The sequence below is a fragment of the Myxococcales bacterium genome (genome assembly GCA_016717005.1).
Taxonomy (GTDB): Bacteria; Myxococcota_A; Polyangia; order Haliangiales; family Haliangiaceae; genus UBA2376.
In genome coordinates this window covers 159,596-172,874 of record JADJUF010000037.1, presented here as the reverse complement: position 1 = coordinate 172,874, position 13,279 = coordinate 159,596, and the positions used below count along the sequence as shown (strand labels likewise).

Sequence of the window (13,279 nt, the reverse complement as noted above, 5' to 3'; positions counted from 1 at the left end):
ATCAGTCGCGCGCGTCGCGCGGCACAGCGGGGTTGCGACCGATCGCGACCTGCAGGGCCGGTCGGTCGGAGGTGTAGAGCGGCGCCAGCGCCACCAGCTCGAGGTCGGCGCCGACCAGGCACGCGCGCAGGCGGGCCGGCTCGAAGCCGAGCCAGACGTCGCCCTGCTCGCGCATGGCCTCGTCGGCGTGGGGCAGGTAGTCGACGATGATCAGGTGGCCGCCGCGGCGGACCAGCCGCGCGGCGGCGGCGATCGCGTCGTCGGGCCGGGCCGCGTGGTGGAGCACGCGCGCCATCAACACCAGGTCGGCGCCGCCGCGCTGCGACACCTCGACCGCGAGGTCGGCGTCGTCGCCGTCGCCCTCGCGCAGCGCGACGTTCGGCAACCGCAGCGCGGCGATGCGCGCGGCGCAGCGGGCCAGGCGCGCCGGGCTGCGGTCGACGGCGATCACGCGATCGTAGAGCGGGGACAGGAGCGGCAAGAGCGGGCCGTCGCCGGTGCCGAGGTCGACCGCGAGGGCCGAGCCCGGCAGCAGCGGCGCGAAGATCGGCAGGAGCCCGAGCAGCTCGGCGCCGGGCGCCGGCGGCGGCTCGGCGAGGGTGCCGGCGTCGAAGAACCGGCGCGAGTGCTCCTCGCGCTGCGCGACCACGTGGGCCACCCGCGCCAGGCTCCCGTCGCGGGCGCAGATCGACTTGCCCTCGGTCAGCGCCGCGTCGACGACCACGTCGGTGGTGGCGTGGGCGCGTAGCAGCGTCCGCGTGCCGTCGCGGCGCGCCACGATCAGCCCGGCGTCGCGCAGCGCCTGGGACTTCTTGGTCACCTGGGGCTGGCTCTCGCCGAGCAGGGCCGCCAGCTCGCCCACGGTCAGCTCTTCCTCCGCGCACAGCGCCAGCAGCCGCAGCCGATCCTCGTCGCCGAGGAGCCGGAACAGGTCTGCGCGAGCCGCTTGCACTCCCTTCTTCTATTCCATCATGCGCATATTGGCAACTACAAACGAAGCACGATAATATTGTAGACAACTATAAATTTAGAGCTATCTATATGTTCATGAACGAGGGCCGCCGCGAACGGAAGCTGGCGCAGACCAAGCTGGACCTGCTGGCGGCGCTGCGGGATCGCCTGGCCGAGCGGCCGCTGGAGGAGATCGGGGTCCGGGAGCTGGCCGAGGCCGCGGACATCTCCGAGGCGACCTTCTACAACCACTTCCCGTCCAAGGCCGACCTGGCGATCTACTTCGTCCAGGTCTGGTCGATCGGCGTCGGCTGGGAGGCCGCGGCCGCCGACGCCCGGGGCCCGCGGGCCGCCATCGAGGCGATCTTCGAGTCGACCGCGCGCGACGTGGCGACCAGCCCGCGGGTGATGGGCGAGCTGATCGCGGTGCAGGGGCGGCTCGGCGACAAGGTCGCGCCGACGCCGCTGACCGCGCTCGAGAAGCGCCTGGCGTTCCCCGACAAGGCCGGCGTCGAGGCGATCGAGGCGATCGGTCTCGACGGCATGCTGCCGTCGCGGATCGCCGCGGCCCAGGCGCGCGGCGAGCTGCCGGCGGACCTCGACGCCGACGCCGCGCTGCTGGCGCTGGTGTCGGTGTTCTTCGGCGTGCCGCTGATCCTGGCGCGGCGCGCGCCGGCGGCGGTGGCTGCCGCCTATCGCCAGCAGCTCGAGATCGTGTGGGCCGGGCTCGTCGCCACGGCCGGAAAGGACCCGTCATGAGCACGCCCGTGATGTCTCGCTCGTCGGCACCGATCGCGTCCACGTCGACCCGCGCGCTCCTGGCGCTGGGCGCGGTGCTGGTCGCGATGTCGGCCTATCGCTGGGGCGTCAGCCTGGCGGCGTGGGTCGCGCCGGTGCCGTTCCTGCTGGTGATGCGCCGCGCCGACGGCTGGCGCCCGCGCCTGCTGGTGCTGGCGGTGCTGGCGGTCGCGACGTTCGCGCAGGTGCTCAAGATCATCACCGCGCCGCTGCCGTGGACGATGGCGATCCCGTTCGCGCTGCCGTCGGCGCTGACCGCGTGGCTGGTCCTGCTCGCGACCGAGACCGCGCGTCGACGCGCCGGCGAGCTGGCCGGCGTCGCGACCTTCGTCGCGCTGTCGGGGCTGGGCGAGTGGCTGACGTTCGCGGGCTCGCCGCTGGGCGTGTGGGGCACGGCCGCGTCGACGCAGGTCGACAACCTGGCGCTCTTGCAGCTCGCGTCGGTGCTGGGCGTGGCCGGCATCGGCCTGGTGGTCGCGCTGGTGCCGGCGACGATCGCGATGCTGCTCGGTGCGCGCGCGACCCGCGCCCGGGTGCGCGCGGCGCTGGCGACCGCGGCGCTCGTCGGCGGCGTGCACGCGTGGGGCGCGGTGCGGTTGTTCGCGCACCCCGGCGGCCCGACGGTGCGCGTGGCCGCGGTGGTCACCGACGTCGGGCCCGGCGTCGACGGCCTGCCGTCGACCTCGGCGCTGGCAGCCAACGAGGACGAGCTGTTCGCGCGCACGCGCACGGCCGCGGCGCGCGGCGCCCAGGTGATCGTCTGGAACGAGGTCGCGACCGTGGTCGAGCCCGCCGACGAGCCGCGGCTGATCGCGCGCGGCGTCGACCTCGCGCGCACGCTCGAGGTCGAGCTGGTGCTGGCCTACGGCGTGCTCGTGCGCGCGCAGCCGCCGCGGTTCGACAACAAGTACGTGTGGCTCGGCGCCGACGGCGCGCCGATCGAGACCTACCGCAAGCACCACCCGGTGCCGGGCGAGCCGTCGCTGCGCGGCACCGCGCCGCTGATCGCGCACGATCACCCGTGGGGGCGTGGCGCCGGCGCGATCTGCTACGACTACGACTTCCCCGCCACCGCGCGCGCGCACGGCCGGCTCGGCGCCGGGCTGGTGGTGGTGCCGTCGTCGGACTGGCGCGGCATCGACCCGTACCACACGCAGATCGCCCGGATCGGCGCGATCAGCGGCGGCTTCTCGCTCGTGCGCTCGGTGCGCTGGGCGACCTCCGCGGCCTACGACGCCTACGGCCGCACGCGCGCCACGATGGCGGCCGACGAGGGCGACGACCACGTCATGCTCGCGACCGTCCCGGTCACGCCGGTGCCGACGATCTACGCCCGCGTCGGCGACGCGCCGGTGGTCGCGCTCGGCCTCGCGCTGCTCGCCGCGGTCGCGGGCCGCGCCCGCCGGCGGCGGCGAACTGTAGCGACGTGAGCGCGCGGCGCCGAGACGCGGTCGCGCGCTGATCGCCCATGAGATCTCGCCGGCTGCGGCGAAGGCGTGCGCCCCGTCGAGAGCGACGGAGCGCGGCTGGGGTGACCCGCGCGACCGGCGACCGCGCCGCGGCGCGATCGCGGGCATCGCCGTGCCCGTCGCGCCCCGCGGTGTCGCGAGGAAGCGACGGACCTCGGCGCCGCTCAGTCCCAGCGGCTGGTGACGTGGAGCTGCCAGCTCGTGAGCACGCCGGCGGCGCCGGCGCCGAGCGTGGTCGCGGTGAGGGTCCAGGTGCCGTTGACGTTGTCGTCGCGCGAGATGGCGCCGAGCGCGATCATGCGCGCGGGCAGCACGCTGCCGCCGGTGGCGCCGTCCCAGACCACGGCCTCGACGCCGCTGGGATCGGCGAGCACCAGCCGCACGCGGCGCGGGTCGACGCCGGTCAGCTCGGCCGAGACCTCGAGGTCCATCGGCACTGACGCCTGGCCGATGACCAGGAGCGTCGACGCGATCGCCGCGCCGGCGCCGGCGGGGATCACGCGCGGCAGGTCGGTGGTGTAGCTGGCCTGCATCCAGTCGGCGACGCAGATGCCGCCGCCGCCGAGGGTGAGCCCGGCGCAGATCAGGCCGGCGCCGCAGTCGGCGTGGGCGTGGCAGTCGTCGCCCTCGCCCGGGCGCGCGCGCATGTCGACGCAGCCGCCGAGCGCCGAGGTCTCGTCGGCGGCGAACCCGCTGCAGCGCATCGGCGCCGCGCCGCAGTCGGCCTGCGCCCGGCACAGCGGCGCGAGCTCGGCGGCGAGCGCGTCGACGCACGGCGGCACCGCGGTCAGGTAGAACGCCTCGTAGGACAGCGCGCAGAACCCGGGCGGCAGCGCGCCGCCGCAGGCCGCGTCGAACACTGGGCCGAGCAGCTCGGCGTCAGCGCAGATCGCCGCGGCGTCGTCGATCGCCAGGCCGGGGTCGTCGGCGAGCTGCGCCTCGACGCACGCGCGCATGCCGGCGCGGAGCTGCGGATCGCACGCGGTGGTCGGCGGGGCCTGCCACGCCGCCGCGAACACGCGCAGCTTCTCGAGGGCGCTGGCGCCGACGTACGGCACCGCGGCCACCGCGAACACGTCGGCGAACGGCCGTCGCTCGACCAGGCCCCGGGCCGCGCGGGCGTCGAGCCCGGCGGCGTCGTCGAGCTCGGCGAGCGTGGCGCCGCTGGCGACCGCGACGATGGCCGCGGCCTCGGCCTGGGTCAGCAGCACGCCCTCGACGTCGAGGTCGGGCACGCCGCCGATCGTCCGCACGTACGCGACCAGGCGATCGATCGCGACCGGCCCGACGTACGGGATCGCGTCGAGCTCGGCCAGGTCGCCGAGCAGGTCGTCGTCGGCGGTGCCGAGCGCGCCGTCCACGCCGCGGACGTGGGCGACGATGTTGCGCGCCGCCCGGACGTCGAGCGCCGCGGCGTCGTCGAGCGTGGCGACGTCGGCGGCCGCCGAGTTGAGGAACCGCAGCACGCCGACCGCCTCGGCCGAGCCGTCGACGACCGCGAGCTCGTCGCTGCCGGCGTCGAGGGCACAGGCGGCGAGCGAGACGACGGCGACGGCGGGGAGCAGGTGGCGCAGCATGCGGCCAGTTCAGCAAGGGTCGTGCCGGCCGGCGCGCCAGCATCTCGAGGACTTCGGGGCCGCCGCGCTGTCGCCCAGAGCGACACCTCGTCCCGGCCGGCGCCTGAATCGGAAGCGATTCCAGTTGCTTGAAGCATGTGTCTGGGGCGCCAACTGGCAACCCGATCAGCCACCGTCGCGGGCGTTGGCCCGCCGCGAGACGCCTGTCGCGCAGATCTGCGCCCGAGCGAGGCGTTGTTCGCGCTGAGGCGCCCGCACGACCGATCGCGCTGATCCGTGCGGCGAAACTCGGCGCGGAGGTCGCCGGAGCCGCGTAGGGTGAGCGCATGGACTCGACCGCGTTCGTGGACTCGCTGGTGGCGTTCCAGGCCGAGCGGCTGGCGCCGATCCTCGCCGCCGGGCAGACCTCGCTCGACGGCGGCGCCGCCGGTGATCCGCGCGCGCTCCTCGAGATCGCCCTGGCCAACGAGCTCAACGTCAGCGAGCTGGCCGCGACCTGGATGCCGACGACGCCCGAGCTCGCGGTCAAGCTGGCGTTCGCGCGCCAGGCCGGCGACGAGGCCAACCACTTTCACCTCGTCGCCGATCGCCTCGCGGCGCTGGGTGGCGACGCGACCGCGTTCGCGCCGCCAGCGGGCAACCCGATGTTCGCGTACCTGCGCGGCCTGGCGACCACCGTCGAGCGGGTCGCGGCCGGGCTGTTCACGCTCGAGGCGATCGCGTTCGGCGTCAACGTCAACTTCATGGCGGCGTGCGCGGCCCGCGGCGACGACGAGACCGTGCGGATCTACCGCGCGTACATCCAGCCCGACGAGCTCGCCCACCAGCAGCTCGGGCAGCGCCTGCTCGCGACGCTCGCGATCACGCCGGCGCAGCAGGCGCTCGCCCGCGCCACCGTCGGCCAGCTCCTCGACCTCGCCACCGCCACCCGCGCCAGCGCCGCGGCCCGGCTCGGCACCGCGTGCCTGCCGGGCTGCTGATCGAGCCTCACGTCGCGGCCCGGCTCGGCACCGCGTGCCTGCCGGGCTGCTGATCGATCGTCACGCCGGGGCTCGGCACCGCGTGCCTGCCGGGCTGCTGATCGATCGTCACGCCGGGGCTCGGCACCGCGTGCCTGCCGGGCTGCTGAGCGATCGTCACGCCGGGGCTCGGCACCGCGTGCCTGCCGGGCTGCTGATCGATCGTCACGCCGGGGCTCGGCACCGCGTGCCTGCCGGGCTGCTGATCGAGCCTCACGTCGCGGCCCGGCTCGGCACCGCGTGCCTGCCGGGCTGCTGATCGAGCCTCACGTCGCGGCCCGGCTCGGCACCGCGTGCCTGCCGGGCTGCCGATCGATCGTTACTTCCCGGGGACCGGGGCCGGCAGCGGTGCCACCGTGGTCGGCGGCGGCGACGGCTTGTCCTCGTCCTTGTCGCCGTCGATGACGCGGAACGCCTTCACGGCCGGGCTCTTCTCGCTGAACTGGAAGCTCGAGTCCGGGATCGGCGCGTCGAAGTTGGGCTCGTAGAACCGGAAGTGGTTCTTGTTGCCCGCGGCGTCGATGATGATCGACTCCTTGACGCGGTAGTTCGACGGGTCGACGACGAGGTGGAGGGTCTTGTACTGCGCGCTCGGCGACTTGGGCACGAGGCGCAGCACCAGGTCGGACTTGCCGCCGTACTTGCTTCCGGCCTCGAGCGCGGGCGTGAAGTCGGCGGCCAGATCGCCCTTGCCGTAGAGGAACGTGATCGCGGTCGGCAGCAGGTTCTTCTGCAGGTCCTTCTTGATGACCTGCTTGTTCTCGTAGTCGACGACGTACAGGTAGTTGCCGTTCGAGATGAAGTCCTTGGCGATCGTCACCTTGCCCTTGCGCTTCTTCGAGAAGTACTGCCAGCGCATGTTGCCGGGCTTCTTGATGAGCAGCGAGCCGTCCGAGATGTCGGTGCGGCCGAACGTGGTGTTGGTGACCTCTTGCCGGAACTTGGCCTTCACCTGGCCGATGCCGCCGTAGAACTTCTGGACGCCGGCCATGACCTCGGCGGCGGTGGGCGCGGCGGCGACGCGGGTCGGCTTGGCCGCGGCCGGCAGGAACCAGCTGAACAGGCTCTTCGACGGCTGGCTCTGGGCCAGCGCGACCGAGGGGAGGAGGAGCGAGGAGGAGAGGAGGAGGGCAGCGAGGGTCTTGTGCATCGTATTGCTCCGGCGCGGGGGGGAACGCCGCGGTTGTACTAGTAGACGCACGTGGCCGCGAGGGGATTCATGCCCCGGTCCGTGCCAGATCGATGAGTTAGCAGACCAGGAGACCCGGAGCTACCCGACGAGCAGCGCGGTCAGGTCGACGCGCGTTTCGGGGGCGCCGCCGGCGGCGCGATCGATCACGCCCAGCGTCGTCGACACCAGCTCCTGATCGAGGACGCAGTCGGCCGCCGCCGCGGCCGGGCCGTGCGCGGTGAAGTTGAGCGCGCACGCGGTCACGACCGGCGCCTCGCCCGGGCGACGCAGGCGGATCGGCACGCCATGCGAGCGGCACACCAGCGGCCGCACCGGATAGATCCGGCAGCGATCGTCGTCGGCGAGCGCCGCGCACCGCCCTGGCGCCGCCGCCATCGCGGCCGCCGCGATCTCGGCCCGCTCGGCCGCCGTCCGCGCCGCCAACCACGCCGCGATCGCGTCGGCCTCGACCCCCGCGATCGTCAACCGTACCAGACAGCAGCTCGCGCACCCCGCGCCGCACGCCAGGTCCGCCCCGTGGCGCGCCTCGACCCGGCCGACGAACGCGTCGACCTTGGCCACCAGCGCCAGATAGTCCGCCACCCCGCCACCATAGCCCCGGACGGGGACAGGATCTACCCATCTAACATTGCAGAATCATTTTGAAATTCGACCGTACCGCGGCTGGTTTCTCCGAACCAGCCTCAGGATTTTCGGCCGCGGTAGCCTCAAATTCTCCAGTAATTCTCGATGTCTGAGACCCAGGAGCCTGTCCCCGTCCGGCTGTCCGGCGTTGCCGATACAATGGCGCGGTCATGGATCTGAACGAGATCGTCGTGTTCGCGAAGGTGGTGGAGACCAAGAGCTTCACGGCGGCGGCGCAGCAGCTGGGGCTGCCGAAGTCGACGGTGAGCCGGAAGGTGTCGCAGCTCGAGGAGCGGCTCGACGCGCGGCTGCTGCAGCGGACGACGCGCAAGCTGTCGCTGACCGAGATCGGGCAGGCGTACTACGAGCGCTGCCAGCGGATCGTCGCGGACATCGCCTCGGCCGAGCAGCTCGTCGGCGACATGCAGACCACGCCGCGCGGCCGGCTCAAGGTCACCGCGCCGGTCGACATCGGCGCGTTCCGGCTCGGTGAGCTGACCGCGGCGTTCCTGACCAAGCAGCCAGACATCGACGTGCACCTCGAGCTGACCGACCGCGTCGTCGATCTGGTCGACGAGGGCTACGACCTCGGCATCCGGTTCGGCCCGCTGCCCGAGTCGTCGCTGGTGGCGCGGCGCCTGACGACGCTGGCGATGGGCCTGTACGCGTCGCCGGCGTACCTCGAGCGCCGCGGCACGCCGACGGATCCCGACGAGCTCGGCGAGCACGATCTGCTGGTGTTCGCGCCGGTGCCGCGGCTGGCGACCTGGACGCTCCAGGGCCCCACGGGCCAGGTCGAGCTCACGCCGAGCGCGCGCCTGACGTCGAACAACCTGCTGGCGGTGCACGAGGCCGCGCGGAACGGCGCGGGCATCGCGTACATCGCGGGGTTCGTGCTGCGGTGCGCCGGCGACTCGGTGCTGGTGCCGGTGCTGCCGACGTGGCGCAGCGCGCCGATCGATCTGTTCGCGGTCTACCCGTCGGGGCGCAACCTGGCGCCGAAGGTGCGCCTGTACCTCGACTACCTCGCCGAGCAGCTCGGGCAGTCCGGCGGGCTGTGACCGCGGGCGCTCAGGCGCGGACGGCGCGGATGGCGACCCACAGCCACGCGGCGATCATCGCGGCGCCGCCGATCGGCGTGATCGCGCCCAGCACCTTCACGCCCGACAGCGCTAGCGCGTAGAGCGAGCCAGCGAAGATCGCCGTGCCCGCGATCAGCAGCCAGCCCGGGCGGGTGTCGGCGACGCCGCGCTCGACCGCGAGCGCCAGCGCCAGCACGCCCAGCGCGCCGTACATGTGGTAGCGCGCGCCGGTCTCGAACACCGCGAGGCGCTCGCTCGTGAGGCGATCGCGCAGGGCGTGGGCGCCGAACGCGCCGGCGACGATCGCGAGCGCGACCAAGGCGGCGCCCGCGGAGAACAGGCGTTGCCAGCTCGACATGCGCGCACTGTGGCCCGCGGCGGCGCGGCGGTCAAACCGCGGCGGCCCGCGCACGTCGTCGCGCCGGTCAAACCGCGCCGGTCAAACCGCGGCGGTCCACCGCGGCGGGCCGCGCACCTCGTCGCCGCGAGGCGGCGGTCAACTCGCGGCGGCGCGGCGCACCCCGGCACGGCGGCGCGGCGGGTAGACCGCGGCGGGCCGCGCACCTCGTCGCCGCGACGCGGCGGTCAACTCGCGGCGGCGCGGCGCACCCCGGCACGGCGGCGCGGCGGGTAGACCGCGGCGGTCCACCGCACCTCGTCGCCGCGACGCGGCGGTCAACTCGCGGCGGCGCGGCGCACCCCGGCACGGCGGCGCGGCGGGCAACCGCGGCGGGCCGCGCACCTCGTCGCCGCGACGCGGCGGTCAACTCGCGGCGGCGCGGCGCACCCCGGCACGGCGGCGCGGCGGGTAGACCGCGGCGGTCCACCGCGGCGGGCCGCGCGCCTTGTCGCGGCGGGCGCGATCGTCGACGATGCCACGGATGGCGTCGCCGGAGCCCGAGGAGTCCGCGCCGCCGTTCCGGTGGCGGCGGCTGATCAAGCCGGCGGTCACGGTCGCGGTGGTCGCGGCGCTGTCCTACGGCCTGCGCTCGCTCCTGGCGACGTTCTCCTACGACGAGGTGATCGCGGGCCTCGATCAGATCTCGACCGTGCGGATCGTCGTCGCGACGCTGATGGTCGCGACGATCCACGGCCTGTTCATCGTGCGCGAGCGCGTCGCGGTCGACTTCGCCGGCTTCCCGCGCCTGGCCACGCGCAAGGTCGCGGTCGCGTCGCTGATCAGCCGCTCGCTGTCGACGCTGGGCGTGGCCACGGTCACCGGCTTCGCGCTGAGGATCCGGCTGTACCAGGACCTCGGCCTCGACACGCGCGCGGTCGGGCGCATCACCGTCTACAACGAGTCGACCTACTACGTCGGGATCGCCGCGTCGCTCGCGCTGGTGTTCACGCTGGCGGGGCTGCCGCCGGTGGTGGCGTCGTCGTTCCCGGTGCCGCCGCTCGACTGGCTCGGCCCGGCCGCGATCGCGCTGCTGGTGGTGTACGCGGTCTGGAACCTGCGCCGCCACGCGCCGCTGCGGATCCGCTCGTTCGAGCTGCCGCCGCTCACTGCGGGCCAGCTCGTGGCCCAGCTCGTGCTGCCGGTGCTCGACACGCTCGCGACCGGCTACGCCACCTACGCGCTCCTGCCGGCGTCGTCGGGCCTGTCGTACCTGGCCGTCGTCACGGTCGGGCTGGTCGCGAGCGTGGTCGGCTCGATCAGCCAGGTGCCCGGCGGGCTGGGGGTGTACGAGACGACGGTGCTGGCCTTCGTGCCGCCGGCCGCGCACCCGGCGGCGCTGGCGGCGCTGCTGGTCCGCCGCGCGATCGTCAACCTGCTGCCGATCGCCGCCGGCGCGATGCTGCTCGTCGGCGTGTCGGTCGGGAGCCGCCTGGCGCGGCGCCCGAGCCGGGTCGCGCTCGACTTCGGCCGCGACGCGGTCGCGATCGCGACGTTCGCCGCGAGCGTGCTGTCGTTGATCGCGTCGGTGGTCCCGCGCGCGCACGGCCTGACCGATCGCATCGGCCCGCTGGCCCAGGTGGCGGTGTTCGCCGCCGGCCTGGCGACGCTGGTCGCGGCGCGCGGCCTGCAACAGGGCCGGCGCCGGGCGTGGTGGGTGTGCGTGACCCTGTTCGCGCTGCGCACGGTGACGGCGATCATCGGCGGACCGCACGTGCCCAGCTTGATCATCGCCGGGACGATGCTGCTGGTGCTCGTCGTCGGGGCCCACCTGTTCAAGCACCCGGGGCCGCTGTTCGACGGCGAGCCCACGTGGTGGACCGCGTGGCTGGTCGCCCTGATCGGCATCGCCTGGGTCGTCGACGCGCAGCCCGACACGCTGACCACCGAGGTCCGGGCCCGCGCGACCGGCGTGATCGTCGCGGCGGCGGTGCTGATCGGCGGCGCGCTGCGACGGATCCTGCCCGAGCGCCGCCGGCGGCGACGCAAGCCCAAGGGCTGAGCCCGCGCGGCGAACTGGCTCAGAGCCTGTAGCTCTTCTTCAGTCGAGCACCGGTCCACGCACCGGGAGTCTCGCGTCCTGGGTGGTCCTGGGTGGTCCTGGGTAGGGGCCCTGTCGGGGCTTGCCCCCGACGGGGGAGGGTTCGGCGACGAACCCTCTGGGGACTCAGGCGTCGAGGCGCGCGAGCTCGGCGAGGAGCTCCGCCGGCGGGCTCACCAGCTCGAGCCCGTAGCCGTGCGGCTCGCGGCGGACCACGCGCGCGTCGGTCTGGTGGCGGTGCTCGGTCCAGGCCTCGTCGGTGGGCGTGTGCACGACCAGCACCAGCGCGTCGCCGATCGTGAGCGCGGCGTCGGTGAGCACGAACACGCCGCTGACCGAGATGTCGCGACACACCACCGGCAGCGGCGGCTGGCCGGGGCGCTCGAGGACGGCGTCGAGCGGGACGGCCACGCGATGCGCGCGCGGACGGGCCCCTGGGCGCGGCGGCAACGGGGGCAGCGCCGGCAGCCGGCTCGGCATCTTGCCCAGCGCCGAGCGGGCCGAGCTCGGGATCAGGCTGCGGGCGGGCGCGGGCGCAGACGCCGTCGCGGACGTTGGCGGCGCGGGCGCCGTCGCGGCCTTCACCGCGGGCGCAGACGCCGTCGCGGACGTTGGCGGCGCGGGCGCCGTCGCGGCCTTCACCGCGGGCGCAGACGCCGTCGCGGCCGCGGCGGGCGCGGGCGCCGTCTTCGTCGAACTCGGGGACGCCGCCGTCGCGGCCGCAGCGGCCGCAGCGGCCGTCGCGGACGGCCCCGTCGACGTCGGGGACGCGGCGGGCGCGACCGGCGGGACGGCGGCCGCGTGCGCGATGGTGAGGGCCCGCGCGGTGGCGTCGACCGCGGCGGTGAGGACCGCGACCGCCTCGGCCGGCGCCGGCGCCGACTCGTGCAGATCGTCGAGCGCGACGTCGATCGAGACCACGGGGTCGTCGGCCCGCGCGACCGCGGTGCGCAGCGCCGACAGCGTCGCGTCGATCGAGCGCGAGCGCGACCGCGTCGCCTCGGGCTCGTACGCGCGGTCGAGGTAGACCAGCCCGTCGTCGAAGACCTCGGCCACCGAGGCGGCGTCGATCGCCCGCACGCTCGGGTGCTCGGGCGCGTGCTCGCGGACCACCGCGGCCCAGGCCTGGGCGACCTCGAGATCGCCGGCGTCGTCCCAGGCGATGTCGGCGCCGAGCGCGGCCAGCCACACCCGATCGTCGATGGGCAGCTCGCGCTCGAGCCCGATCGCGGCCAGCGCCAGCAGCGTCGGTCGGGTCGCGCTGGCGGCGGCGTGCTCGGCCAGCAGCGTCCACATCGCCAGGTGACCCGGCGGCGCGCCGAGGCCGTGCTCGTACGCGAGCGTCAGCGCCGCGCGCACCAGGCGCAGGCCGAGCCCGCGCAGCCCCGGGCGATCGACCAGCGCCAGGCCGAGCCCGCGGGCGGTCTCGACCCAGGCCGCGGGCTCGCGATCGCGCAGGCGCGTCCGCACCAGCGCCTGGACCGCCGCCTCGTCGTCGATCGACGCCAGCGCCAGCGCCGCGAGGCCGGGCTCCGACGGCGCCAGCGCGACCGCGCGCGCCAGCAGTGCCTGCGCGCCCGGCCGATCACCACCGAGCCGCGCCAGCCGCGCGGCGGTGGCCAGCGCCCGCGGATCGTGCGGAGCCTGGGCCTCGAGCCGCGCCGCCGTCGCGCCCGGATCGTCGCCGCCGCGGAGCACGCCGTCGATCGCGGCCAGGTACGGATCCCCCGGCGCGGCGGCCCGGGCCTCGACCGCCACGATCGCCGCGAGCATCGGCTCACCGGCGTCGAGCCAGGCCACGAGCTCGTCGACCGCGAGGCTGGCGGCGCCGCCCGCGAGCCGCTCGGCCAGCGCCAGCCGCGCCACCGCCGGCCACCACGCCAGCTCGACGGCGAGCGTCCGGGCCCGGGCCAGCTCGGCCGGTCCCCCGCCGGCGTAGACGGCGATCGCCCGTCGCCGATCGGGCACGACGTGCTCGAGCGCCCGCCCCAGCTCGGCCGCGCGGGCCGCCTGATCGCCGCCGCGCCCGAGCGCCTGCGCGACGCGCCCGAGCGCCTGCCCCCAGTCGCGTTCACCCCACAGCATCGGCCGGAGCCACGGGGCGATCATCGCCGCCAGGGTACCGCGCC

Annotated in this window: 12 protein-coding genes; 5 read left to right on the top strand and 7 right to left on the bottom strand. The window is 75.0% G+C overall.

The genetic code is table 11. The features are described from left to right. Nucleotide 1 precedes the first annotated feature (1 nt). Nucleotides 2-952, bottom strand: a complete 951-nt coding sequence (locus tag IPL61_24455) for a methyltransferase domain-containing protein (GenBank protein MBK9034379.1) — start codon at nucleotides 950-952, stop codon at nucleotides 2-4. 95 nt (nucleotides 953-1,047) lie between these two features. Between IPL61_24455 and IPL61_24450 the strand changes: the two genes are divergently transcribed. Together IPL61_24450 and IPL61_24445 are read left to right on the top strand one after the other, a co-directional pair. Then, entirely contained in the window at nucleotides 1,048-1,710 is a 663-nt protein-coding gene (locus tag IPL61_24450; GenBank protein ID MBK9034378.1) for a TetR/AcrR family transcriptional regulator, read from the top strand. Next, on the top strand, nucleotides 1,707-3,179 hold the full coding sequence (locus tag IPL61_24445) for a hypothetical protein (GenBank protein ID MBK9034377.1): 1,473 nt from the start codon (nucleotides 1,707-1,709) through the stop codon (nucleotides 3,177-3,179). Before IPL61_24450 ends, IPL61_24445 begins: the two co-directional genes overlap by 4 nt. A 203-nt stretch (nucleotides 3,180-3,382) precedes the next feature. Here IPL61_24445 and IPL61_24440 read toward each other — a convergent pair whose 3' ends face one another. After that, on the bottom strand, nucleotides 3,383-4,795 hold the full coding sequence (locus IPL61_24440; GenBank protein MBK9034376.1) for a hypothetical protein: 1,413 nt from the start codon (nucleotides 4,793-4,795) through the stop codon (nucleotides 3,383-3,385). A gap of 326 nt (nucleotides 4,796-5,121) precedes the next feature. Between IPL61_24440 and IPL61_24435 the strand changes: the two genes are divergently transcribed. Beyond that, nucleotides 5,122-5,775, top strand: a complete 654-nt coding sequence (locus IPL61_24435; GenBank protein ID MBK9034375.1) for a ferritin-like domain-containing protein — start codon at nucleotides 5,122-5,124, stop codon at nucleotides 5,773-5,775. Nucleotides 5,776-5,782: 7 nt separating this feature from the next. Here IPL61_24435 and IPL61_24430 read toward each other — a convergent pair whose 3' ends face one another. The 3 genes from IPL61_24430 to IPL61_24420 form a co-directional block, all read right to left on the bottom strand. Beyond that, nucleotides 5,783-6,031 carry a hypothetical protein gene (locus IPL61_24430; protein ID MBK9034374.1) on the bottom strand — a complete coding sequence of 83 codons (249 nt, stop codon included), beginning with the start codon at nucleotides 6,029-6,031 and terminating at the stop codon, nucleotides 5,783-5,785. A 102-nt stretch (nucleotides 6,032-6,133) separates the two neighbouring features. Continuing rightward, complete coding sequence (locus IPL61_24425) at nucleotides 6,134-6,964, bottom strand: outer membrane lipoprotein carrier protein LolA (GenBank protein ID MBK9034373.1); 831 nt, start codon at nucleotides 6,962-6,964, stop codon at nucleotides 6,134-6,136. A gap of 120 nt (nucleotides 6,965-7,084) precedes the next feature. Next, nucleotides 7,085-7,588 carry a YkgJ family cysteine cluster protein gene (locus tag IPL61_24420; GenBank protein ID MBK9034372.1) on the bottom strand — a complete coding sequence of 168 codons (504 nt, stop codon included), beginning with the start codon at nucleotides 7,586-7,588 and terminating at the stop codon, nucleotides 7,085-7,087. Nucleotides 7,589-7,800: 212 nt separating this feature from the next. Between IPL61_24420 and IPL61_24415 the strand changes: the two genes are divergently transcribed. Beyond that, on the top strand, nucleotides 7,801-8,691 hold the full coding sequence (locus IPL61_24415; protein MBK9034371.1) for a LysR family transcriptional regulator: 891 nt from the start codon (nucleotides 7,801-7,803) through the stop codon (nucleotides 8,689-8,691). Nucleotides 8,692-8,701: 10 nt separating this feature from the next. On the opposite strand, the gene IPL61_24410 is transcribed toward IPL61_24415, so the two are convergent. Then, entirely contained in the window at nucleotides 8,702-9,070 is a 369-nt protein-coding gene (locus IPL61_24410; protein ID MBK9034370.1) for a DUF423 domain-containing protein, read from the bottom strand. 523 nt (nucleotides 9,071-9,593) lie between these two features. On the opposite strand from IPL61_24410, the gene IPL61_24405 reads away from it, so the two are divergent. Next, complete coding sequence (locus IPL61_24405) at nucleotides 9,594-11,111, top strand: hypothetical protein (GenBank protein MBK9034369.1); 1,518 nt, start codon at nucleotides 9,594-9,596, stop codon at nucleotides 11,109-11,111. Between the two features lie 165 nt (nucleotides 11,112-11,276). Here the strand turns inward: IPL61_24405 and IPL61_24400 are convergent, their stop codons facing one another. Beyond that, a complete protein-coding gene (locus IPL61_24400) occupies nucleotides 11,277-13,259 on the bottom strand; it encodes a PilZ domain-containing protein (GenBank protein MBK9034368.1) in 1,983 nt (660 codons plus the stop codon). Nucleotides 13,260-13,279: the final 20 nt, after the last annotated feature.